20 protein-coding genes, 1 pseudogene and 1 riboswitch are annotated in these 22,488 nt (G+C 36.7%); of the genes and pseudogenes, 19 read left to right on the top strand and 2 right to left on the bottom strand.

What is annotated here, in order from left to right; all coding sequences use genetic code 11:
• Nucleotides 1-7 precede the first annotated feature (7 nt).
• Nucleotides 8-481 (bottom strand): DUF2975 domain-containing protein, encoded by a 474-nt coding sequence (locus IGJ49_RS07465; protein WP_349519500.1) that lies wholly within the window; start codon nucleotides 479-481, stop codon nucleotides 8-10.
• Nucleotides 482-1,067: 586 nt separating this feature from the next.
• On the opposite strand from IGJ49_RS07465, the gene IGJ49_RS07460 reads away from it, so the two are divergent.
• The 15 genes from IGJ49_RS07460 to IGJ49_RS07390 all read left to right on the top strand — a co-directional run bounded on the left by IGJ49_RS07460 (nucleotide 1,068) and on the right by IGJ49_RS07390 (nucleotide 15,260).
• A complete protein-coding gene (locus IGJ49_RS07460) occupies nucleotides 1,068-2,351 on the top strand; it encodes a GHKL domain-containing protein (RefSeq protein ID WP_023519726.1) in 1,284 nt (427 codons plus the stop codon).
• Nucleotides 2,352-2,353: 2 nt separating this feature from the next.
• Nucleotides 2,354-3,106, top strand: coding sequence for a LytR/AlgR family response regulator transcription factor (locus IGJ49_RS07455; RefSeq protein ID WP_438722970.1), 753 nt, complete (start codon nucleotides 2,354-2,356; stop codon nucleotides 3,104-3,106).
• Between the two features lie 102 nt (nucleotides 3,107-3,208).
• Nucleotides 3,209-3,775: an accessory gene regulator B family protein gene (locus tag IGJ49_RS07450; RefSeq protein WP_137072478.1), complete on the top strand. Its 567-nt coding sequence runs from the start codon at nucleotides 3,209-3,211 to the stop codon at nucleotides 3,773-3,775.
• A 2-nt stretch (nucleotides 3,776-3,777) separates the two neighbouring features.
• Nucleotides 3,778-3,942 (top strand): cyclic lactone autoinducer peptide, encoded by a 165-nt coding sequence (locus IGJ49_RS07445; RefSeq protein WP_010735382.1) that lies wholly within the window; start codon nucleotides 3,778-3,780, stop codon nucleotides 3,940-3,942.
• 126 nt (nucleotides 3,943-4,068) lie between these two features.
• On the top strand, nucleotides 4,069-5,496 hold the full coding sequence (locus tag IGJ49_RS07440) for an IS1182 family transposase (RefSeq protein ID WP_438722968.1): 1,428 nt from the start codon (nucleotides 4,069-4,071) through the stop codon (nucleotides 5,494-5,496).
• A 686-nt stretch (nucleotides 5,497-6,182) separates the two neighbouring features.
• Nucleotides 6,183-6,749 (top strand): alkaline shock response membrane anchor protein AmaP, encoded by a 567-nt coding sequence (gene amaP, locus IGJ49_RS07435; RefSeq protein ID WP_023519722.1) that lies wholly within the window; start codon nucleotides 6,183-6,185, stop codon nucleotides 6,747-6,749.
• Between the two features lie 12 nt (nucleotides 6,750-6,761).
• Nucleotides 6,762-6,950 (top strand): DUF2273 domain-containing protein, encoded by a 189-nt coding sequence (locus IGJ49_RS07430; RefSeq protein ID WP_010735385.1) that lies wholly within the window; start codon nucleotides 6,762-6,764, stop codon nucleotides 6,948-6,950.
• A gap of 12 nt (nucleotides 6,951-6,962) precedes the next feature.
• Nucleotides 6,963-7,517 carry an Asp23/Gls24 family envelope stress response protein gene (locus tag IGJ49_RS07425; protein WP_010735386.1) on the top strand — a complete coding sequence of 185 codons (555 nt, stop codon included), beginning with the start codon at nucleotides 6,963-6,965 and terminating at the stop codon, nucleotides 7,515-7,517.
• Between the two features lie 33 nt (nucleotides 7,518-7,550).
• Complete coding sequence (locus IGJ49_RS07420) at nucleotides 7,551-7,793, top strand: GlsB/YeaQ/YmgE family stress response membrane protein (RefSeq protein WP_010735387.1); 243 nt, start codon at nucleotides 7,551-7,553, stop codon at nucleotides 7,791-7,793.
• A gap of 553 nt (nucleotides 7,794-8,346) precedes the next feature.
• Nucleotides 8,347-9,417, top strand: a complete 1,071-nt coding sequence (locus tag IGJ49_RS07415; protein WP_438722964.1) for an ABC transporter ATP-binding protein — start codon at nucleotides 8,347-8,349, stop codon at nucleotides 9,415-9,417.
• Nucleotides 9,417-10,304, top strand: a complete 888-nt coding sequence (locus IGJ49_RS07410; RefSeq protein WP_041684204.1) for a carbohydrate ABC transporter permease — start codon at nucleotides 9,417-9,419, stop codon at nucleotides 10,302-10,304. Before IGJ49_RS07415 ends, IGJ49_RS07410 begins: the two co-directional genes overlap by 1 nt.
• Nucleotides 10,301-11,119 (top strand): carbohydrate ABC transporter permease, encoded by an 819-nt coding sequence (locus tag IGJ49_RS07405; protein ID WP_438722961.1) that lies wholly within the window; start codon nucleotides 10,301-10,303, stop codon nucleotides 11,117-11,119. Before IGJ49_RS07410 ends, IGJ49_RS07405 begins: the two co-directional genes overlap by 4 nt.
• Complete coding sequence (locus IGJ49_RS07400) at nucleotides 11,103-12,383, top strand: MBL fold metallo-hydrolase (RefSeq protein ID WP_349519494.1); 1,281 nt, start codon at nucleotides 11,103-11,105, stop codon at nucleotides 12,381-12,383. Before IGJ49_RS07405 ends, IGJ49_RS07400 begins: the two co-directional genes overlap by 17 nt.
• Before the next feature lie 17 nt (nucleotides 12,384-12,400).
• Nucleotides 12,401-13,684, top strand: a complete 1,284-nt coding sequence (locus IGJ49_RS07395) for an extracellular solute-binding protein (protein WP_023519718.1) — start codon at nucleotides 12,401-12,403, stop codon at nucleotides 13,682-13,684.
• Nucleotides 13,685-13,706: 22 nt separating this feature from the next.
• A complete protein-coding gene (locus IGJ49_RS07390; protein ID WP_375152299.1) occupies nucleotides 13,707-15,260 on the top strand; it encodes a bifunctional metallophosphatase/5'-nucleotidase in 1,554 nt (517 codons plus the stop codon).
• A gap of 74 nt (nucleotides 15,261-15,334) precedes the next feature.
• Here IGJ49_RS07390 and IGJ49_RS07385 read toward each other — a convergent pair whose 3' ends face one another.
• Nucleotides 15,335-16,102 carry an ankyrin repeat domain-containing protein gene (locus tag IGJ49_RS07385; RefSeq protein WP_010735394.1) on the bottom strand — a complete coding sequence of 256 codons (768 nt, stop codon included), beginning with the start codon at nucleotides 16,100-16,102 and terminating at the stop codon, nucleotides 15,335-15,337.
• A gap of 450 nt (nucleotides 16,103-16,552) precedes the next feature.
• Between IGJ49_RS07385 and IGJ49_RS07380 the strand changes: the two are divergent.
• The 4 genes and pseudogenes from IGJ49_RS07380 (at nucleotide 16,553) to pbp4 (ending at nucleotide 22,388) form a co-directional block, all read left to right on the top strand.
• Nucleotides 16,553-17,884 (top strand): annotated as a pseudogene (locus tag IGJ49_RS07380) (lytic polysaccharide monooxygenase).
• Between the two features lie 149 nt (nucleotides 17,885-18,033).
• On the top strand, nucleotides 18,034-18,648 hold the full coding sequence (locus IGJ49_RS07375; protein WP_010735396.1) for a flavin reductase family protein: 615 nt from the start codon (nucleotides 18,034-18,036) through the stop codon (nucleotides 18,646-18,648).
• Nucleotides 18,649-18,811: 163 nt separating this feature from the next.
• Nucleotides 18,812-18,978: riboswitch (M-box (ykoK) riboswitch) on the top strand.
• Nucleotides 18,979-19,297: 319 nt separating this feature from the next.
• Entirely contained in the window at nucleotides 19,298-20,179 is an 882-nt protein-coding gene (locus IGJ49_RS07370; protein WP_077151305.1) for an LCP family protein, read from the top strand.
• Nucleotides 20,180-20,354: 175 nt separating this feature from the next.
• Nucleotides 20,355-22,388 carry a penicillin-binding protein PBP4(5) gene (gene pbp4 / locus IGJ49_RS07365; protein ID WP_023519712.1) on the top strand — a complete coding sequence of 678 codons (2,034 nt, stop codon included), beginning with the start codon at nucleotides 20,355-20,357 and terminating at the stop codon, nucleotides 22,386-22,388.
• The last annotated feature ends 100 nt before the right edge of the window (nucleotides 22,389-22,488 follow it).

Here is a 22,488-nt window from a genome sequence, read left to right as displayed (position 1 = left end):
TCACACCTCACACGGTCAATTCGTCATTTTTCTTCAAACGAATTGCTTCTTCCAATATTTTGATCAAGACATTCATTAATACTAACCCCGCAAAAGGTAAGAAAACCAGTGCAAAACCTAATAGCATCAATCCAGGCGCGTCATCCGCATCTGCCATTTGATAGAATTTTGGTAAAATACCAAAAGTACTGAGTGATAAGAAAATCATTACTTTTCGGATATAGCTAACTAAACGATGTGAATGATCAGAAAATGTTTGGTCTTTAGAGATGATTGTTAAGAATTTAAAAATGATACCGCCAATAATGATACCTGATAGTAGAGTGGTGAAAATGACTAAACTCAATAGGGTGGTTTGCCAATCTAAGGGGGCATTTGATTCTTTGGTCAGTAACTGAGTACCCAACAACAGACCAAAGAGTCCGAAAACAACACATATTCCGATAGTCGTTGTTTTTAAAAAGCGTGAATGATTTTTCATTTATTTAACCTCCTAATAGAATGTATATATTGATATTCAACTATAATATATCGTTTTTCGATAAAAAAATAGTTGAACGATTGCCTTTTCCGAAGAAAAGGCAATCTAACGAAGCATTGGTGTTACTTAAAACCTCTAAAGAGGCGATTACTCTATATTAACTCTTTCTCATTTAAACAATGTATTCCCTAACCACTAATACATCCTTGTAACCCTTTAGTTACGCCAGTGGGATTAAATTTCATAAAAACAAATTAAGATGTCGTATAACATATGATTCGCAATATATCTATTATAGCACAACATACAATTGATGTAAATAGACTATTACTTCCAGAAAAAATCCTTGGCTGCACCGAAAAAATGAAAAGTTCTACGCAGTTTATTAATCAACATGTAATCCAAAAGACTAGTGAAATGTGCTACAATCTTTTTTGGTGAAAAGGATTAAAACGTTTTTGTTATCGAAAGGTACATAAAATGAAGAAATTAGTCTTTGTCTAAGAGAAATGGGTAATGAAGCAATTCTTTGTTGTTTTTGGTTTGTTGTGCACGTGAGGACTTACTTAAATTAGGGGGATATTTTGTGAATTTAGACACGCTGGAAAGCTTGTTGATTGTCATCGTTCAAACGGCTTGCATCTTTTGGGTGACTAGCTATTTGGAAACGCATTTAAAAAATCGGTATTACGTCATTTTGTCAATCATTGGAATCATTTGCTATATGGCACTTTATTTTTTGATGAATTTTTTTGCAACTGCAGTTTTATGGGCTAGTTTATGTGCCGTAACCTATTACTTCCGGAGAAATATTTATATTGCGCTATTTATCCCTTCTGTCACATTCTGTTTATATATTTTTTCCGATTATATCATCAATTTTAGTTATACGATTCTTCATTTGGTTCTAAACATAAGATTAACTGTGATTCTAGGAACCCTTCTTTTTTTCTTCTTTGCATATATTTTCAAAACATGGTTATTAGAAAAGTGCTACAAAGATCTCTTGACGATGAAAATCAGCGGAATCATCGCAACAGCGACGATTTGTGTCTATTTTTGTCTGGTGGTCATTGAAAGATTTCCAAATTTGCGAATTTATTTGATCGATGCACATGAGCTATTCATGATATTGTATGGGCTGTTGTCAGCGATCATTTGTTTTTCTTTTATTTTCATAAAAAGAACGGAATATGAAAATAGAGAGCAAAAACGTCAAATGAGTTACTTGATCGAATATAGTGAACAAGCTGAAAAAAATTATTTAGAGATTCTAAAATTTAAACACGATTACAAAAATATTCTAATTTCATTGGAAGAGTATATCGAAACTGAAGATTTAACAGGTCTAAAGGATTATTTTAGAAATAGTATCAAAGCGACAGGATCGATTTTTGACCAAGAAATTTTTAGGATGTCTTCGATTTCAAATATAAAAATTCGAGAAATCAAAAGTGTGATCATGAGTAAGTTATATATGGCACACCAGAAAGGAATCCATGTGAGCATTTCTGTGCCTGAAGTGGTCAATCATGTGGAAGTGTCTACGATGGTACTCGTAAGAATGCTGGGGATCATCTTGGACAATGCAATTGAAGCCTCAGAAGAAATTGAACATCCAGAAATTGAACTAGCAATCGTGGCAGACCATAAAGACTGTACATTTATGTTGATCAATAACTGTCCACATGATTTGCCTAAATTACATGATTTAAAGAAAGCAAGTTTTACGACAAAACCCGGTAATTCTGGGATAGGTTTGACAAATCTGGATGAGCTAGTCCAGTTGAATGCAAATGTATTTTTAGATACAAAGATCCAAGATGAAAAGTTTATACAAATCATAACTATATGTGAGGTAGAGGGGTAACTATGTTAAAAATTTTTATTTGTGATGATGAAGAGATCCATCGTAACCGCATCACCAATATTATTAAAAATTACGTGATGATGATGGACTATGATGTGGAGTTCCAACTAGCTGCAGATAACCCGTATGATATTTTATCCTACGTGTCAACTAACAAAACAGAGGGTATCTATTTTTTAGATATCGATTTAAATTCAGATATCAATGGTGTGGAACTAGGAAAGCAGATCCGACAGTATGATCCAACAGCCAAAATCATTTTTGTTACGACTTATACCGATTTTGTCTATCTTACTTTTCTTTATAAGGTAGAGGCGTTGGATTATATAATCAAAGATAATGAAGAACAATTGCAACAAAAAATCAACAGTTGTATTGATATTGCGATCGAATGCTATATGAATACTGCGTTGTCTACCAGGGAACAGATCTGGTTAAAAAGCGGTGCCGTCGATGTAAAATTATATGTGGATGAAATTCTCTTTTTTAGTTCAAGTTCAACACCACATAAATTGATCGTACACTTGGACAATCGCATGATTGAGTATGCGGGGAAAATTAAAGAAATCGAAAAATTAAGTGATTCTTTGTGTCGCTGTCACCAATCGTTTGTCGTCAATTTGGCAAATATAGCAGAAATCAATAAAAAAGAGCGAAAAGTGATTATGACGAACGGGGAAGAATGTTTAGTATCTACCAGATACTTAAAAAAATTAGCTACTCGTTTTGAAAATGAGTTTTCGCCCAAAGCATAGACGCATCGTTTTTTGCACTTTTGACAAAAAAAGAAACACTTTTGATAAAATAATCCATAGATTTATAAAATAGGTATAATAAACTGCGAAGGAGCGTGAAAGATGACTGAAGAGTACATTTCAATAGAGGAAAAATTATCAAAGAAAATAAGTGGACATTTCGCTTCACAATTAGGACTTTCACCGATTGAACAAGCAAAGGTGGAATATGGGTTATCGATCCTATTTGTTGATCTGTTCAAGATGATCGTGATGTATGGTATTGCGTTTCTCTTACATATTGTGGGAGCAGTATTCATCACACACCTTGTATTCATCTCAGTTCGTTTTACCACGAAAGGATTTCATGCAAGTAACAGTGCAGTTTGTACAATACTTAGTGTGCTTTTCTTGGTTGTTTTGCCATGGATCACCGCTTCGCTTGGTTTTGAATCGACTCGTCCTGTGTTTGTTCTCGGAATTCTATTTGTGGGTTTAGGAATATTCGTAAAAGAGCGGACGATCAATCAAGCAAAAGGACCTTTCCGATTAAGAAAAGCGGTTCTTATTATTTTGTTCATCACAACGATCGGCTTGCTTTTACCTAGTGACAGTATTCGTACATATCTTTTGTTAGGTCTAGCAATTGCTATATTGTTGATGTTTATTAAAAATAAAGGGGTAGAGTAAATATGTTAACAAGTCTAAAAACAAAGAAATTACAAATGATGCAGGTTATCTCAACAATGGCGATTGCTATCGCAACTTACGCAATGGGAACGATCGGTGCAGATTGCACATTCGTTATCTACGAACCCAAAATGCCTGAAGCATTAAAAAATGAAATGAATAAATAAAAATAAAAAAGCGATTTAGAAAAAATCTAAATCGCTCAGACTGTAGACAAACTCCTAAATTTGGAGTGTTGTTTGCAGTTTTTTTGTTTTATACTCATTGTATAAACTATTCTGGGAGTGATTCTAATGATGAGAAAACAATCGATTGAAGGTAGAAATCAATTTGCTATGTTAACAATTGATGATCTTGTACCTAAAGATCACTTAGTTCGAAAGATTGATGCTGCGATTCAGTTTGATTTCATTTATCCCATTGTAGAATCTACGTATTCGACCCATGGTCGTCCCAGTATTGATCCAGTGGTCTTAATTAAATTAGTATTTATCCAATATTTATTTGGTATCCGTTCGATGAGACAGACCATTAAAGACGTTGAAACAAATGTTGCTTATCGTTGGTTTTTAGGTTATTCATTCGAGGATCCTATCCCGCATTTCTCTACTTTTGGTAAAAACTATGTTCGAAGATTTAGAGAAACAACTTTATTTGAAGACATTTTCTCTCATATTCTAGAACAAGCTGTAAAAGCTGGCTTCGTTACGGAAGACAACCTTTATATTGATTCTCCTCATATTAAGGCAAATGCCAATAAACATAAGTTCACAAAAGAAATGACCTACGGTCAAGCTAAAGCTTATCAAGATGAATTAGAAGATGAAATAAATAAAGAACGTATTGCTGTAGGAAAACGTCCTTTTACATGGGACACAGAAAGTGAGTTGAGTCTTCAAAAAATAAGTCATTCAGATCCAGAAAGTGGTTACTATGTTAAAGGTGAACGAGAAAAACAATTTGCTTATTCCGCGCATACTTCCTGTGAAGATAATGGTTTTATCTTATCTACATTAATCACACCAGGAAATGTACATGACAGCCAAGTCGCAATCGATCTGGTCAAACAGTCGAAAAGAGCTTTTCCAAATATAAAGCGTGTTGTCGCTGATGCAGGATATAAGACGCCTAAATTTGTTCATTTTCTGTCACACTTGAAACTCTACCCGATTCTTCCATATACTGTACCTCATGGAGTAAAAGGAATGTTTCGTAAAAAAGACTTTGTTTATGATGCCTATTTTGACTGCTATTTATGTCCCAATAATCAACCGTTGTTATTTTCAACTATCACTCGTGATGGTTATCGAACCTATAAATCAAATCCAAAATTCTGTAGGAGTTGTCCATTACTTAAAAACTGTACTTTGAGTACAAAACATCAAAAAATAGTAACTCGACATGTTTGGGCGGATCTTATGGATGAACTTGAACACCAACGCCATACGGCGTTGAATAGAGAAATTTATAAAAAGAGAAAACAAACTATTGAACGAATATTTGCAGATGCAAAAGAAAAGCATGGTATGCGTTGGACAAAATATCGAGGTCTCGAAAAAGTCGCCACGCACACGATGCTTACGTTTGCTGCCATGAATTTAAAAAAACTAGCCTCATGGCTATGGAAAGCAAAAAAGCCTATGGCTTTTTATTTCAAATTTCTACAAAGACTAATAAAAAGGAGTTGGCAATTAAGCCACTCCTTTTTGTCTACAGTCTGAGCGATTTAGAAAAAATCTAAATCGCTTTTTATTTTTTTGATATTCATACCCATTCATTTCTTTCGATAATTTTGTAGTAAGAGAACGAATAAAAAGAAAAACAATGATTCCCACAGAGTAGTGGTCCAACTAAATTCTTTAGACACCCCAAAAAATAGATTACCAGCATTGGAAACAATCAAGTAAATAATCGTTATTATAAATGCATATATGGATTTTTTTAGCATATGACACCTCTTTCTAAGAGTAATAGTTTTACTAAATTGAATAACTATTATTCTAACATTTTTCTTTTACTTATTATAAAATATTTTAATGGTTTTTGAAAAGGGTATCATCCTTTATAATAAAACATTAAAACATTTGGTTTGAAAGTGGGGAATGATCGTTTCTTGCTGCATTTTGTCATTTTTATTTTTTATTTTGTAATATAAATGAGCATTATCTTTGCAATTTTTAATCTTGAATACTATCCTTGTAGTATAGCCAGCAAGAAACAATAGAAGTTATATAATAATTGTTACTGTTATTTAAGATTTCTATTCAGGAGGGATTACCAAAGTTATTTTGAGCCTGCACTTTTTGGTAGCGCTTACTTTAGGTAGGTATTTCTATGGGTTCCTCAAGCGATATACTTGTTGGTCATGTGTTGAAAAATAAAAAATAAGATACTTAGGAGGTGGAAAATGAATAAGGGGGTAAAGATCATCGGTGTAATTGTAAGCATAATTTTACTTTCAGTACTTTTGATCATCGCTCTAGTTAATGCACCATATATCTTACCTGAACAATTGGAACGTTTTCGCTTTTTTACGATAACAAATTATTATATGCAACAATTTATTTTCTGGGTTGCAGTCGTTTTTGCAATTGTTGTCGTTCTCATCTTATTATTTGTTCTTTTCTATCCAAAATCGAAAGGAACCTTCGTATTAAAGCACAAAGATGGAAAATTGACGTTGGATAAAAAAGCAATTGAAGGACTGACTCGTTCGTATCTACACGAAGAAGAGTTCATCCAATCACCAAAAGTCAAAGTACGATCAACAAAACAGAAAATCAATATTCATGTAAAAGGCGATTTAAAACGTACTTCTTCTCTGATTGGTAAAACAGAAATGTTGATGCAAGAAGTGAGAGATCAAGTTGCCAATGTCCTTGGTTCAGAACAAGAGATCAAAGTAGCTGTCAATTATAGTAGTTATCAAGAAGAAAAAGATCATGAAGACAACCAGCACTCACGAGTAGAATAGGAGGGCACACAAATGAAAGAATTTTTTTCACTATATAAGCTCCCTATTATCTTTGGGGGTCTTGGCTTACTATTAGCCGTTTTATGGTTAACAGTTGGATTTTTCAAAACTCTTTTAATATTGATCATGACCGCTATTGGTGTGGGTATTGGTTTTTATTTAAAAGAAACCAAATTGTTAGATGAATATTTCAAATCATAGGAGGAATTTAATATGGAAAACAAAGATTTCAAAAACGTGAACACTACTACAGGTACAAATCCAGTTGCTGATACTACAGCAAAAGGTGAATTGACTTATGAAGACAAAGTCATTCAAAAAATCATTGGTTACGCATTGAAAGACGTTGATGGTTTGTTGACTCTTGATGGCGGATTTTTCTCAAATATTGCTGAAAAATTAGTCAATACAGATAACGTGACTGCTGGAATTAACGCAGAAGTTGGTAAAAAACAAGTTGCTGTTGATTTAGATGTAGTTGTTGAATATGGAAAAGATATCGAAAACATTTACGATCAAATCAAAGAATTGATCAGCACAGAAGTAAATGAAATGACTCATCTTGATGTGATCGAAGTTAACGTAAATGTTGTTGACATCAAAACACAAGCAGAATACGAAAAAGATCAAGAAACAGTACAAGATAAAGTAACTGATGCAGCAAAATCAACTGGTCAATTTGCTTCAAAACAAACTGACAAAGCAAAATCAGCTGTTGGCAAAGGTGCGCAAAAAGTAAAAGAAAACAATGAACCACGCGTACAATAAACTTATTTTATAGAATTTTAGGAGGAAATAATCATGGGATTTATTTGGTCATTAATCGTTGGTGGTATTATCGGAGCAATTGCTGGAGCAATCACAAATAAAGGTTCTTCAATGGGAATCATTGCGAATGTGATCGCAGGTCTAGTTGGATCAGCTATTGGTCAAGCACTTTTAGGTACTTGGGGTCCAGTGATCGGTGGAATGGCAATCGTACCATCACTTATCGGAGCAATCATTTTAGTATTGATCGTTTCATTCTTTGCACGTAAGCTTTAAGCAAAGATCGCTTACTCAGATATAATGATCTGATCAAGAAAGAGATCGACTAAATATTCTAACAGACCACAAAGAGTAGTTTTTATTCTAACTCTTTGTGGTCTGTTTGTTTGTACATATTTTCGAATATTCGTTGTTTGTCTTTTATCAATCGGTTAAGTCACTTGAATTCCGTATTTATCATAAAAATAATATGTAAACTACGATTTTTTTGATATTAAAAAAATAACAAAATGCTTATTCCATAGCAATCTTCGAGGTTTAACTGCTAGATAACTGTTATTTCTCGTATTGACGTTAAATATTGCTATAGATAGAGCATTTTTTCTTTGTTATCCTTTTATTGAAATATTATATGAAGAGTTTTTATAAGCATCATTTTATAACATTGATTTCAATTTTTTACAATAAAACAAACATAAAAACTAGGAGTTAAGAATATTTTCAAGATATTTACAAATAATATATGTAATCTAAATATTCGAACGTTAAGATGAAGATGTGAAAGAAAACAACTGTCATAAAAAATATAAGGAAGAGCGGAGGGTCACTTATGATTGAGGTGATCGGATTACAGAAAACTTTTGATAATGGCTTTGAAGCATTTAAGCAAGTAGATTTTGCGATTGAAAGAGGAGAACTTGTTTGTCTTTTAGGCCCTAGTGGCTGTGGTAAATCAACGATGTTGAACCTCATCGCAGGACTATTACAACCGACAGATGGCGATATTCGTTTTAACGGGCAATCGGTCATAAAAACAGAACCTAAAGATCGTAATATTGGCTTTGTTTTTCAAAATTACGCGTTGTATCCACACATGACTGTCTTAGAAAACATCATGTTTCCTTTATTAGTTGGGGATAATAAAAAGAAAAAAGGCGAAGCAAAAGTGATTGCTGAAAAATATATGGATTTAACCAATATCAAAGAGTTGCAGAACAAGAAACCTGGGACTTTATCTGGTGGGCAACAACAACGAGTAGCCATCACGAGAGCCTTAGTACAAGAACCAGAAGTCTTATTATTGGATGAACCTTTAAGTAATCTCGATGCTCGACTACGCTTGAAGATCCGTGAAGAAATTCGCAGGTTAGTGAAAGAAGTGGGGATCACGACGATTTTTGTCACCCACGATCAAGAAGAAGCTCTATCGATCAGTGACAAAATCATCTTGTTGGAAGATGGCAAGATACAACAAGAAGATGACCCTCAAAATCTCTATTTAGAGCCAGAAAATTTATTCGTGGCGAAATTCATTGGTAATCCAATTATTAATTTTTTACCGATTGAAGTCATCGATGATCGGGTCAAACATGCGTCATTTGATTTACCACTTACTCATTTTATGGAAAAGCGTTTCAAAAAATCAATCACAAATGGTAAATATTACTTAGGCATGCGTCCTGAAGATATCTTTCCAAGCGATAATGGACCTTTGAAAGGGAAGATTCAAAGTGTTGAGTTGATCGGTCGTGAACGGATTTTACACTTTGAACTTGCAGGAGAGCGAGTAAAGTCGATTGTACGAGTGGAAAATGAGATTACTGAAGGAACTGAGGTTACGTTTAATTTGGCTTATCCTAAAGTGTTCTTATTCAGTCTTGATGGAGAGAGGATCTATTGATGGGAAAGAAGAATTATAACTCTGAAAATCAGCTAAAGGCTTGGTATTTTTTGCTTCCAGCATTACTTGCAATTTTCGTATTCAATATTTATCCGCTTTTTCGAGCTTTTTTTATGAGCTTTCAAAAAGGGACATTGATCAATCCTCGCTTTGCAGGAGTTGAGAATTATCAACGGTTGTTTAGTGATCCGGTATTTTTTCGCGCATTGAAAAATACTGCATTCTACAGTTTTACAGTCGTACCAATTGCTTTGATTCTTTCATTAGCAATTGCGTGGGTGATTTTTGAAAAAGTAAAGTATAAGTCATTTTTTGAAGCGATTTTTTTTATGCCCTATGTCACGAGTACAATAGCGATCGGTATTGTTTTTCGCTATTTTTTCAACGGATCTTACGGACTCATCAATTATTTACTCGAGTTTGTTGGGCTTCCCCGCGTGAATTGGTTAGATAGTGTGTCAATGAGTATGCCGACTTTGATCCTCTTTGGTATTTGGACAAGTCTAGCTTTCAATATCATCATATTATTAGCCGGATTCCGTAACATTGACAAAGAGCATTACAAGATCGCGAAAATGTTTGGCGCAAATGAATGGGAGATTTTTTTACAAATCACTTTGCCCCAACTGCTTCCTACATTGACGTTTCTCTTAACAGTCAATTTGATTGGCGCATTTAAAATCTACACGCAAGTTTATGCACTGTTTGGTGGTCAAGCTGGAATTGCAAAAAGTGCGATGACCGCAGTATTTTACATTTATGATAAGTTCCACGTTGCAGGTAGACCAGGTCTAGCTATGGCAGCAACACTTGTTTTATTCTTGCTTATTCTAAGTATTACTTTTTTCCAACAGTTGATTTTGAAGAAAGTAGGGAGACAAAGATGAAAAAAATCGTTACATTGCTCTCACACTTATTTTTGACACTCCTAGGAATCATTACTGTTTTTCCATTTATCTATATGATACTCGGTGGATTGATGACGTATCGGGAAGCGACAAGTATTCCACCAACTGTTATACCTGATTCCTTTCAATGGGTGAATTATTTCGCGGTATTTGAAAAAGCGCCATTTATTCAATACTTCATCAACACGTCATTTGTATCGTTAGTAACTACATTGGCAACCATTATCACTTCACTGTTGGCAGCATTTGCTTTAGCAACTTTGGAATTTCGCTACAAGAAAGTAGTGATGGTAGGATTGATTTCTCTGTTGATGATTCCATACGAGTCGATCATATTTATGAATTATAATACAATCGCACGTTTAGGCTTGTTGAACTCTTATACTGCCTTGATTTTACCGTTTTTGACGAGTATTTTTTATATTTATTATTTGACTAATTACTTGAAAAGTATTTCACGTTCCTTTTATCAAGCAGCTAAGATCGATGGCGCATCTGATATGGAATATATAAAAAAGATCCTTGTTCCTATGTCTAAGCCAGCGCTGGTCACAGTAGGAATTTTGACTTTCATTTCGAGTTGGAACTCCTTTTTATGGCCGTTATTGGTCACAAATGACAAAAGGTTTCGATTATTGAACAATGGCTTATCTGCATTTACGAGCGAAAGTGGCAGTGATGTCCACTTACAATTAGCAGCAGCCACCTTAACGGTATTACCAATTGTGCTTATTTACTTTATTTTTAGAAAAGAAATCATCCGAGGAGTGGCAAAAAATGGGATCAAAGGCTAATCAAAAAACAAGTATTACCTTTCATAGTGGGCTCATGACGATCGGTGGAACAGTCATTGAAGTTGCTTACGGGGACGATAGAATCTTTTTTGACTTTGGGACAGAATATCACCCTGAGATCAACTTACCAAATGAAGAGCTACCAACTTTACTAGATGTAGGATTTATTCCAGCAATTGATATTTATGATCCTCGATTGACCACACAAAAGCAAGAGACTAAGTTTAAAAATACTGCAGTATTTTTATCGCATGTTCACTTGGATCATACAAAAATGATCAATTATCTTGATCCAAAAATCCCCTTATATACATTAGAGCCGACCAAAGATTTATTGGAAAGCTTAAATCGTAACGGGACATTCTTGTTGCCTTCACCTTATATAGAAGGAAATACACGAATGATCAAAACGATTGCGCCTGATCAAGATATTCACATTGGCGAAATAACGATACGTTTGTTTCCTGTGGATCATGATGCATATGGGGCAGCAGCCTTTCTTATCGAAACACCAACTGCTTTGATTGCTTATTCAGGTGACCTTCGTCTTCATGGATTTGACCGACATTTGACAGAAGAGTTTTGTGAAGCGGCACAGAAGGTCGATGTATTGATGCTGGAAGGAGTGAGCATTAGTTTCCCAGAGAAAGAAAAGAAACATGTGACATCACCAGATAGCGAAAGAGGACTGACGGAGCAACTGGTGAAGTTGATCCAAGAAAACGAGAATCGTCAATTGACCTTCAATTTTTATCCAGCGAACATCAAACGCTGGGAAGCTTTGATCGATGCCTCCCCACGACAAGTAGTTGTGGAAGCAGAAATGGCTTTACTCTTACAAAAAGTCGCAAAACGAGAAGTCCCTTATTACTACGCTGAGAAGAAAGAGCGGATCGATACATTAGATCCACAACTTGAGTATTCTTACGATACTTTATTAGCAGATTCGACAGATTATTTTTGGCAATTTGTTGGTAAGGTTGACTCATTACAAAAAGGAGGTCTGTATATACACAGTGATGCCCAACCATTAGGCGAGTTTGATCCCCAGTACGCGATTTTTAGAGCATCTTTTGAAAAGCAACAAGTGGAGTTTAAGCAGTTATCATTATCAGGTCATGCAAAACCTGCGGATCTAGCAGAAATCATCGATCGGATAAAACCAGCTATGTTGGTCCCAATCCATACGTTAAAACCTGAGAGTATGCATAATCCATATGGAAGCAGAGTATTAGTACAAAGAGGCGAAACCATTCAACTATAATTGGAGGAAAATGAAAAATGAAATGGACAACTATTAGTAAGTTTTTGGTAGCATCAGCAGCTGTAATGACTTTAGGCGCCTGTGGGAACACTGGCTCGAACGCATCTTCGTCAAGTGAAGAAATTGTCACTGATTTAACAAAAGACACGACGATCACCTTTTGGCATGCAATGAACGGTGCGCAAGAAACAGCGTTACAAAAGATGACTGATGATTTTGTTAAAGCAAACCCAACTATCAAAGTCGAATTACAAAACCAAGCCCAATATTCTGATCTACAAGCAAAGATCAACTCCACTCTTCCGTCACCAGGAGATCTACCAACCATTACTCAAGCTTATCCTGGTTGGTTATACGATGCTGCACAAGACGAGATGCTCGTTGATCTCCAACCATTGATCGATAATGACACGATTGGTTGGCAAGACCAAGAAGCGATTCGTACCTCTTTGCTGGATGGCGCCAAGATCAATGATGTCCAGTACGGTATTCCTTTTAATAAATCGACTGAAATGCTCTTTTATAACAAAGATATGTTGGAAAAATATGATGTCGCTGTACCAACGACATTCGCTGAACTCAAAGAAGCATCCCAAAAGATTTATGAAGCAACGGATGGCGAAGTTGTAGGTGCCGGCTTTGATTCTTTGAACAACTATTATACGATTGGTATGGAAAACAAAGGGGTTGAATTTAACAAAGAGTTAGATTTGACCAGTGACAAATCAAAAGAATTGATCAACTATTACGCGGAGGGTGTCAAAGATGGATACTTCCGGATTGCGGGATCAGACAACTATTTATCAGGGCCTTTTGCCAATCAAAAAGTAGCTATGTTTATCGGATCGATTGCAGGGGAAGGATATGTGAAGAAAGATACGGAAGGTGTATTTACGTATGACGTTGCTCCACGCCCTGAAAAAATCAATTTACAACAAGGAACGGATCTCTACATGTTCAGTAGTGCCACACCAGAAGAACGGACAGCAGCGTTTTTATATATGAAATTCTTATCAGAGCCAGAAAACCAATTGTATTGGGCAACCATGACTGGCTATATGCCAACGATCGAATCAGTATTAGAAAGTGATGACTACAAAAATTCATCGGAAACAAAAGTCCCACGACAGTTAGAAGAGGCAACGAAAGAATTGTTCTCGATTCCAGTCGTGGAGAATAGTGACAATGCGTTCAACGAAATACGTACGATCATGGAGAATATATTAGCTAACACAAATCAAGATACAGATCAATTGATCACAGATTCAGTACCGCAGTTAGAAGATGCTTGGAACCAATAAAAACGACTGAGAGGGTGAAATAATGGACGTGACGATCCTTGCAACAAGTGACATGCACGGCTACGTTCTGCCGACGAATTATGCCAGTGACCTAGAACAACCATTTGGTGTGGCGAAGGTAGCTGGAAAACTGAAGGAATTAAGACAAGCAGCGAGCGGTCCGGTATTCATGATTGAGAACGGTGACTTTATCCAAGGTTCGCCACTTAGTTATTTTGTTGCAAAACAACCGGAGTATTCTGTCTCGACGTTAACAAAGCTTCTAAACGGCATGAACTATGATGTAGGTGTGTTAGGTAATCATGAATTTAATTATGGCTGGAACTATTTGAATGAAGCAATCCAATCCTATGATTTCCCAATAGTCGTAGCCAATATGTTAAGGAAGAATCAACAGGAATCGGTTTTACCTCCGTATCAGATCATTGAGAAACAAGGGATCAAAGTGGCGGTCTTGGGACTAGTGACCCAGTATATCCCAAACTGGGAAAATCCTGAAACAATCAAGGATCTTCACTTTGTGTCGGCTGTGGAAACGGCCAAAAAGTACGTGCCACTATTACGTGAGTTAGCAGATTTAGTCGTCGTTGGATACCATGGTGGTTTTGAAAAAGATCTAACAACAAACGAGCCGACTGAAGCAATGACTGGTGAAAACGAAGGAAGTCAATTATTACAAGAAGTACCTGGGATCGATGCGTTAGTCACAGGGCATCAACATCGTGAAATTGCTGAAGTCGTCAATGGTGTACCAGTGATCCAACCAGGATATCGTGGGGCTTTTGTAGGAGCAATCAAACTAACTGTCAAAAAGCAAGATAACAAGTTTATCGTCTTAGACCACTCGTGTCAACTTTATCCGACGAACGAGGCATCTCCAGATCCTATTATTCTTGAACAAGTTGGACTAGTCTCAAAAGCATTAGATGTGTGGCTAGACCAACCAGTGGGAGAAGTGCTGGGCGATCTACGGATTATTGATCCAATGGCAGCTAGAGTCAATGAGCATCCATATATTGAATTGATCAATCGAATACAGATGGATGCGACTGGAGCAGAGATTTCAGGAACAGCCTTATTCAATAATGAAGTGACTGGTTTGCCACAATCTGTCAGTATGCGTCATATTCTTACGAATTATATTTACCCGAATACTCTGGCTGTTGTACGTGTGACAGGACAAGAACTGAAAGCAGCACTCGAACAAACGGCTGGTTACTTAATGGCAACCGATGAAGGAATTACGTTTGATCCGAAGTATATCCAGCCCAAACCTCAATATTATAACTATGATATGTATGAAGGTATCAATTACACAATTGATTTAAATCACCCCATCGGGCATCGTGTAACGCGCTTTGAAAAAGAAGGGGAACCGATTCCCTTAGATAAACCACTAGAAGTGGTGATCAATCAATATCGAGCAGTTGGTGGTGGAAATTATAAGATGTTTTCAGCGGAGAAGATCGTAAAAGAATATCCAATCGATATGACCGAATTGATTGCCGACTATTTCAAACGAAAAAAAGTGATAGATGCAAAAGTGAATCATAATTTCAACGTGATCGGCAAATAAAAATAGGATGAAAAAACTCCCTCAAATGCGTGTACACCGCATTTGAGGGAGTTTTTTCAGCGTTTATATTTATATTATGATTGAGATAGTTGTGCCAATAGCTCAGTATATCCCAGTTCTCTTGCGTAATCTTCCGCAGTTTTCCCTTGATTGTCACGTAACGTTTTGTCTGCGCCATGATTCAACAGTTCTTGAACGATTTGTTGATAGATTTCAGAACCATCACGTAAAGCAACTGCTTCAATCAACGCGGTATAACCATAATTATTTTGATGGTCGATGTCCACACGTGCGTCGGTTAACAGGAGTTTCACATTGTCTAAATGGCCCTTTTCAGCTGCTGGAATCAAGGCATTACCGCCAAAACGATTGACGATTGCTTGATTTGGTTCACGCTGTTCCAACATATAAGATAGGATCTCTGTTTTTCCTTGTGCTCCAGCGTAAAGGTAAGGGCTGTCTTGAATCGCATCTTGGATATCGATTGACGCACCATGATCGATCAGAAGTTTGGCGATCTCGACAAAATCATGATGTGTGGCAATTAGTAAAGGTGTTTCGCCTTTGTCATTTTGTTCATCGATTGAATACTCTGTTTGTAAAATATCCTCAACTTTCTTTCGATCGTTGTCTTCGACTGCGGCTAATAAACTGCCAGATGGGTAACTCACAAGCGATTCCTCCGTTTCTTCGATTAAATGATCGGTTTGTTCAGTGGTTATTTGTTCGACAGTAGAACTAGTGCTTTTCGTTTGATCAGGAACAGTCATCTGCTGTGGCTCTTCACAACCCGTTAATGAAAACAATAAAACGGCAAAGGGCACGATCAGCCAAGCTTTCATAAATACTCCCCCTTTGTATCATCATATGATGAAGCAATCGATACCGCAAATGAATGAACTTACACTAGCAAAAGAGTAAGGGGTTAGTTGTTATTATAGTTAGAGTTATAGTTTTTTTCATAAATAAGAAATAACGAAATTTTAATAGTTAAAAATTTGCTGATTTATAATAAAAAATCAAGAATATAGACGATCAATATTTTTTTCAATTATTCCAATACTAAAATACATCCATAAAATCTTGTTTAAGGAACGTTTTGTACGGTGATTCAACATTTTTTTGTAATTTATTATTACCTTGCTTGCGGTAATAACTGGTTAGATTTAAACATATTTGTCTGTTATTCTTAGTTTAAGATAACAAAAACAAATACATAATATGAAATTTTTGAAAAAAGTTGAAGTTATCTATATTAATCGTTAATTACGGAGGGAAACATGAAAAAATAAATTTTAGGAACCATTTTATGCTCAAGTATTTTATTTGGAGCAAGTCTAGCAATTGGTGGGAATGAAGCATCTGCACACGGATATGTACAGTCTCCTATCAGTCGTGGGTACCAAGGACATTTAGACAGAGACACAAACTGGAATGCTGCTTTCCAAAAATATGGAGCGGTTATCAACGAATCTCAATCTTTAGAAGCCTTAAAAGGATACCCACAAGCTGGACCAGCTGATGGACAAATTGCATCAGCAGGTGGTTCACTTGGTGATTTCAATCTTGATCAACAAACTTCATCACTTTGGACAAAACAATCGATCGATCAAGGAGCAAACTTATTTACATGACGCTATACTGTTGGACATGCAACAACAAAATGGCATTATTACATGACAAAAGCAGATTGGAATCCAAACGATAAATTAGAACGTTCTGATTTTGAATTGATTGGTACGATCAACCATAATGGCACACCAGCAACAACGACATCACACGCAATCAACGTACCAAGTGATCGTTTAGGTTACCATGTGATTTTAGCTGTTTGGGATGTAGCGGATACAGCTAATGCATTCTACAACGTGATTGATGTTGATGTGAAAGGTGATTCAGCTATTCCTGTGAAACCACAAGCACCACAAAATGTACGTGCTGCAAATGTGACTGCTTCTTCTGTAGAATTAGCATGGAATGGCCAAGCCAATACTGTATCATACAACGTTTACCGTGACGGTGAATTAGTTGATAATACAAATGATCCAGAATTTAAAGATGCAGGACTAAATGAAGAAACAACATACAACTATGAGATCGAAGCAGTTAGCCAAACTGGATTGACATCTGACAAAACAGCGATTTCAGTGACAACTAGAGCGACAACTGCTGAAGAAAAACCAACTGCTCCTAAAAACTTACATTCAATGGGCGAAACGACTTCAAGTGTGTCATTGATGTGGGGAGCTTCAACCCATACACAAGGTATCAAACAATATGATATCTATCGCAATGGTCAGTTAGTGGCTTCAACGCCATCTACTAGCTACACAGATGAAAACTTGGCTTCTGGCACAACATACTCATACGTGGTACGTGCAATCAGTACAACAGACGAAGTTTCAGATGCAAGTAACACTTTATCAGTGACAACGAAACAAGATGAAACAATCGAAGGAATCCGTGAATGGAAAGTAGGTTCAATGGCTTCACCAGAACGTTATTCTATGAATGAAGAAGTAAGACACAATGGAAGAGTCTACATAACTATTGTTCCACATTTCAACTTTGGTGATGTTACTTGGGCACCTGACCAAGCACCAACATTATTCCGATTGAAATAATCAATTTGACACTCAGCGCATGAAACTGCGCTGGGTGTTTTTTTGTGAATAAAGGTTGCAATAAGAACGTTTAGTTGACAATGAAGGAGATTGTCCGATACCATGACTATCATCAGGAATGATCATTCAACCAGAAAGTAGGAAAGCAAATGTTCAAACGAGTACCTTCAGAGTTAACAGAAAGAGAAAATTATAAACTGTTGATTGGCTCAGTTATCCCTCGCCCAGTGGCAGTGGTTGCGACAAGGTCTTCAAAAGGAGTGACCAATGTAGCACCATTTAGTTACTTCAATATCGTCAGTTCCAATCCGCCGATACTTTCTTTAGCTATCCAAAGAAAAAATGGGGAGTGGAAAGATACAGCAAAGCATCTTATCGATACAAAAGAAGCGGTGATCCATGTTCTTGACGAAAGAATACTTGTAGATGCGAATCAGACAGCTGCTAGCTTATCAAGCGAAGAAAGTGAATTGTCGTTGACCTCTTTCACTACTTCCGAATCCGATACGATCAGCGTCCCAAGAATCAATGAAGCAAGTATTGCCTTTGAAACGACACTATACCAACATGTGCCGATCAAAAAAGGCCAAGAAACAACCGCTGATTTATTTTTACTGCAAATTTCTACTTATCAAATAAGTGAAGCTGTTTATGATGAACAAACAGGCTATATCGATCCGAAACAGTTACAACCAATCAGCCGCTTAGCAGGAAACGACTACGGTAAATTAGGTGAGATCATTCGCTTGTTACGTCCGGAATAAATATCGGGCTGATAACGCAGTTTTTTCTAGTGTAAAAATGATTTAAGAATCAAACGTTAGCTCTACATTTATTAAATAAAGTTTAATTTAGTTATTTTATTCTTTTTTTTATTGATTATCAATGGGAAGAGGAATATGATAAATTTTGTGAAAATCAAATAAGTACTAACCTTGTTAGGTGAGGCTCCTATACAAACATAGGCTATTGCCCAGAAACGTCGAAAGACGCCAATGGGTCAAACAGGAATTGTCGGATTAAGGCTTTTTCCAATAGCTAAGAATACGTTCTTTACGTTGTATAGTGCTAAAACTCGGACGATGAGATGATGCTAGGTCAGAAATCTTGTTCGAAAAGGTTTCTGACCTTTTCTTATGCTTTCTTTTCCTTTTTTGCTCGCTTTGCCTAACTTGTGTCTGGACAAGAAAGGGGATGCGCTGGAACAAGCTATTTGATTTTATCAATAAAGGTATTCGTCTCACTCCAAAGAATACCGAACGAAATAAAACAGAGAGACAAACAAAAAAGGTCGACGAGTTGCAGCTCAATCGACCCAAAGACATGTAAGAGAATAAACTCTTCACTTGATTCATCATAATAGACAAAGGTCCTCGTTTCAAGTAGAAGAGTTTGAAAGGAAGAGGCAACTGAATGAAACCATTTCAGAAAATCATATTAAGTATCTTGTTAGTACTTGCAATGGTCATTGGCTTTTTTTCTTTTGAATTTATCCAAGGGTTCTCCTCAGTGAAACAATCTGCAACAGTTGAGAAAGTCAATGCACAAGATGTCCCATCGATCATCAATGTAGCATTGATTGGTTCTGATGCACGATCAAAAGAAGAAAATGGTCGTTCGGATTCTTTGATGGTCGCCCAATATGATCAAAAGACCAAACAAGCCAAATTGATTTCTATCATGAGAGATTCTTACGTCTCTATTCCTGGTTATGGAATGAATAAGATCAATGCCGCCTATTCATATGGAGGTATCGACTTATTAAACCAAACCTTACAAGATAATTTCAAATTAGAGACCCCTTACTATGCAAGTATTACGTTTCAAGATTTTATTGATTGTATTGATGAATTGTTTCCAGATGGCGTCACGATCGATGCAGAAAAAGATTTGGATTTAGATGGGGTAGCTATCAAAAAAGGAAAGCAAACAATGGACGGAAATACCTTGCTGCAATATGCTCGTTTTCGTGAAGACGAAGAAGGTGATTTTGGACGGATCCGTAGACAACAACAAGTCGTTGAGGCGGTAGCCAGTCAATTGAAAGATGTCACATCGATCATCAAATTACCCAAGGCGATCGGCAAACTTTTAGGTAGTATCCAAACCAATCTACCGGAAAGTGTACTGTTAGATTGTGGGTTAGATTTCCTAGATGACGAGAAGAAAATCGATACATTGTCCGTGCCCGTTGATAAAAGTTGGGACTTCAATGATAATACACCAGCTGGTAGTGTCTTGGAAATCGACTTGACTAAAAATCAGCAAGCGATACACGAGTTTTTGGACAAATAACCATATAACCATATTGATAAACCAGTTCCTAAAACGAACTGGTTTATTTTGATTAAAAAAAAGTTAACATAAGAACAGTACTGGTTAAGAATCATTTGGGCTGCTGTTCTATTTCCTCTTCTATGTGTTAGAATATCTTTGATTCGTACTTTTAATAAAGAGAGGTATTCAAAACATGAAGAGGAGTGGCAGACAAAAGAAAAAATCGACCGGCATCTATATCGGAGCGGGAATCGTCGTCTTGCTTGCAGCAGCTGGTGGTGGCTTCTTTTATTATCAACACGTTCAGGAACAACAAGCAGTAAAAGCTGGAGAACAAACGATTGAAGGATTTATTGACTCCCTGAATCAGGAAAATTATGAAGAAGCGGTAAAATCACTTCAAGTAGAGAAAGATAGTGATCTTACTGAACAAGATATTTTGGAAAAATATCAAAACATTTACGGTGCAGCAGAGATCAGAGGGATCAAACTCTCAGACTTATCCGTGACAAAAAAAGAGAATGATACGTATGAGTTTACGTATAAAGCTAAAATGAATACGACGCTAGGTGAATTGAAAGACTTAGCATATGAAGGAACCTTGTCCAAAGAGGGAGACCAAACCAAAATCAATTGGCAACCTAATTTGATTTTTCCGCAAATGGAAGGACAAGATAAAGTCAGCTTGAGTACAGATATAGCGTCGCGTGGCGAAATCTTGGACCGTAATAAACAGCCGTTAGCGACAACTGGGAAATTAAAACAATTAGGTGTCGTACCTGCGAAATTAGGTGAGGGTGAGGAAAAATCAGCGAATATCAAAGCAATCGCTGAAGCATTCGATTTGACGGAAGCCAGTATAGAACAAGCGATTTCTCAAGATTGGGTCCAACCGGATTACTTTGTTCCTTTAAAAATCATTGATGGGGAAACACCAGAACTTCCCAATGGAGCAACGATCCAAGAAGTTGACGGTCGTTATTATCCGCTAGGGGAAGCCGCTGCCCAATTGATTGGCTATGTAGGAGATATCACCGCAGAAGACATTGAGAAAAATCCTGAGTTGAGTAGCACAGGAAAAATCGGGCGTTCAGGCTTAGAAATGGCTTACGACAAAGAATTAAGAGGTACGAACGGCGGGAAATTAAGTGTCACAGATGAAGAAGGAAATGAAAAAGCGGTCTTACTCCAACATGAAGTAAAAAATGGACAGGATATCCAGTTGACGATCGATGCTAATGCGCAAAAAACGGCATTCGATAGCTTAGATGGAAAACCAGGTTCTACTGTGGCGACAGCCCCTAAAACTGGAGATTTGTTGGCCCTTGTCAGTTCACCTAGTTATGACCCAAATAAAATGACGAACGGTATTTCCCAAGATGATTACAAAGTATATGAAGAAGACCCAAATCGTCCATTTATCAGTCGTTTTGCGACAGGTTATGCGCCGGGTTCAACATTCAAAATGATCACCGCAGCCATCGGCTTAGATAATGGAACATTGAATCCAGATGAAGTCTTAACGATCAATGGATTGAAGTGGCAAAAAGATAGCTCTTGGGGTTCTTACCAAGTGACACGTGTCAGTGATGTACCACAAGTCAACTTGAAAAATGCTTTAGTTTATTCTGATAATATCTATATGGCACAAGAAACATTGAAAATGGGGGAAGAAGCCTTTAGAAAAGGACTGAATCAATTTATTTTTGGTGAAGATCTTGATTTACCGATCCAAATGAATCCTGCGCAGATCTCAAATGAAGACTCATTCAATTCGGAGATTTTGTTGGCAGATACAGGCTATGGGCAAGGACAATTATTGATCAATCCGATCCAACAAGCTGCGATGTATAGTGTTTTTGCAAATAATGGCAGTTTAGTTTATCCACGATTAGTTATGGATCAGGAAACTAAAGATAAGAAAAATGTGATCAGTGAATCAAGTGTCCAAACGATTTTGCCAGATTTAGTCGACGTTGTGCAAGATCCTAACGGAACTGCACATTCTTTAGCTGCTCTTGGCATTCCGCTTGCAGCAAAAACTGGCACAGCTGAAATCAAAGAAAAGCAGGATGAAAAAGGACAAGAAAACAGTTTCCTTTATGCGATCAATCCTGAAACAAATGGCTACTTGGTGATCAGCATGTTAGAAAACAGAGAAGAAGGCGATTCTGCTACTAATCGAGCGCCTGCTTTATTGCAGTATTTGAACCAAACTTACCAATAAACATAGAGTGTGAAATCGGATACAAAACCATTGGCTATTTTCCTTTTCTAGTGATCCACTAGTCTATAGAAACGAGTGTAAATAACAAGAGGAGGAGATA

This window comes from Enterococcus sp. AZ171 (assembly GCF_051714005.1).
Classification (GTDB): Bacteria; Bacillota; Bacilli; order Lactobacillales; family Enterococcaceae; genus Enterococcus_B; species Enterococcus_B pernyi.
The sequence above is the reverse complement of the archived record's forward strand: the minus strand, read 5'-3'. Positions and strand labels throughout refer to the sequence as shown.

What these genes read in the sequence shown, in the direction of transcription:
- IGJ49_RS07450 (WP_137072478.1), top strand. Translation starts at nt 3,209, where the DNA reads ATGACTGAAGAGTACATTTCAATAGAGGAAAAATTATCAAAGAAAATA.
- IGJ49_RS07405 (WP_438722961.1), top strand. Translation starts at nt 10,301, where the DNA reads ATGAAAAAAATCGTTACATTGCTCTCACACTTATTTTTGACACTCCTA.
- IGJ49_RS07415 (WP_438722964.1), top strand. Translation starts at nt 8,347, where the DNA reads ATGATTGAGGTGATCGGATTACAGAAAACTTTTGATAATGGCTTTGAA.
- pbp4 (WP_023519712.1), top strand. Translation starts at nt 20,355, where the DNA reads ATGAAGAGGAGTGGCAGACAAAAGAAAAAATCGACCGGCATCTATATC.
- IGJ49_RS07385 (WP_010735394.1), bottom strand. Translation starts at nt 16,102, where the DNA reads ATGAAAGCTTGGCTGATCGTGCCCTTTGCCGTTTTATTGTTTTCATTA.
- IGJ49_RS07375 (WP_010735396.1), top strand. Translation starts at nt 18,034, where the DNA reads ATGTTCAAACGAGTACCTTCAGAGTTAACAGAAAGAGAAAATTATAAA.
- IGJ49_RS07465 (WP_349519500.1), bottom strand. Translation starts at nt 481, where the DNA reads ATGAAAAATCATTCACGCTTTTTAAAAACAACGACTATCGGAATATGT.
- IGJ49_RS07425 (WP_010735386.1), top strand. Translation starts at nt 6,963, where the DNA reads ATGGAAAACAAAGATTTCAAAAACGTGAACACTACTACAGGTACAAAT.
- IGJ49_RS07445 (WP_010735382.1), top strand. Translation starts at nt 3,778, where the DNA reads ATGTTAACAAGTCTAAAAACAAAGAAATTACAAATGATGCAGGTTATC.
- IGJ49_RS07455 (WP_438722970.1), top strand. Translation starts at nt 2,354, where the DNA reads ATGTTAAAAATTTTTATTTGTGATGATGAAGAGATCCATCGTAACCGC.
- amaP (WP_023519722.1), top strand. Translation starts at nt 6,183, where the DNA reads ATGAATAAGGGGGTAAAGATCATCGGTGTAATTGTAAGCATAATTTTA.
- IGJ49_RS07400 (WP_349519494.1), top strand. Translation starts at nt 11,103, where the DNA reads ATGGGATCAAAGGCTAATCAAAAAACAAGTATTACCTTTCATAGTGGG.
- IGJ49_RS07410 (WP_041684204.1), top strand. Translation starts at nt 9,417, where the DNA reads ATGGGAAAGAAGAATTATAACTCTGAAAATCAGCTAAAGGCTTGGTAT.
- IGJ49_RS07390 (WP_375152299.1), top strand. Translation starts at nt 13,707, where the DNA reads ATGGACGTGACGATCCTTGCAACAAGTGACATGCACGGCTACGTTCTG.
- IGJ49_RS07430 (WP_010735385.1), top strand. Translation starts at nt 6,762, where the DNA reads ATGAAAGAATTTTTTTCACTATATAAGCTCCCTATTATCTTTGGGGGT.
- IGJ49_RS07395 (WP_023519718.1), top strand. Translation starts at nt 12,401, where the DNA reads ATGAAATGGACAACTATTAGTAAGTTTTTGGTAGCATCAGCAGCTGTA.
- IGJ49_RS07420 (WP_010735387.1), top strand. Translation starts at nt 7,551, where the DNA reads ATGGGATTTATTTGGTCATTAATCGTTGGTGGTATTATCGGAGCAATT.
- IGJ49_RS07440 (WP_438722968.1), top strand. Translation starts at nt 4,069, where the DNA reads ATGATGAGAAAACAATCGATTGAAGGTAGAAATCAATTTGCTATGTTA.
- IGJ49_RS07370 (WP_077151305.1), top strand. Translation starts at nt 19,298, where the DNA reads ATGAAACCATTTCAGAAAATCATATTAAGTATCTTGTTAGTACTTGCA.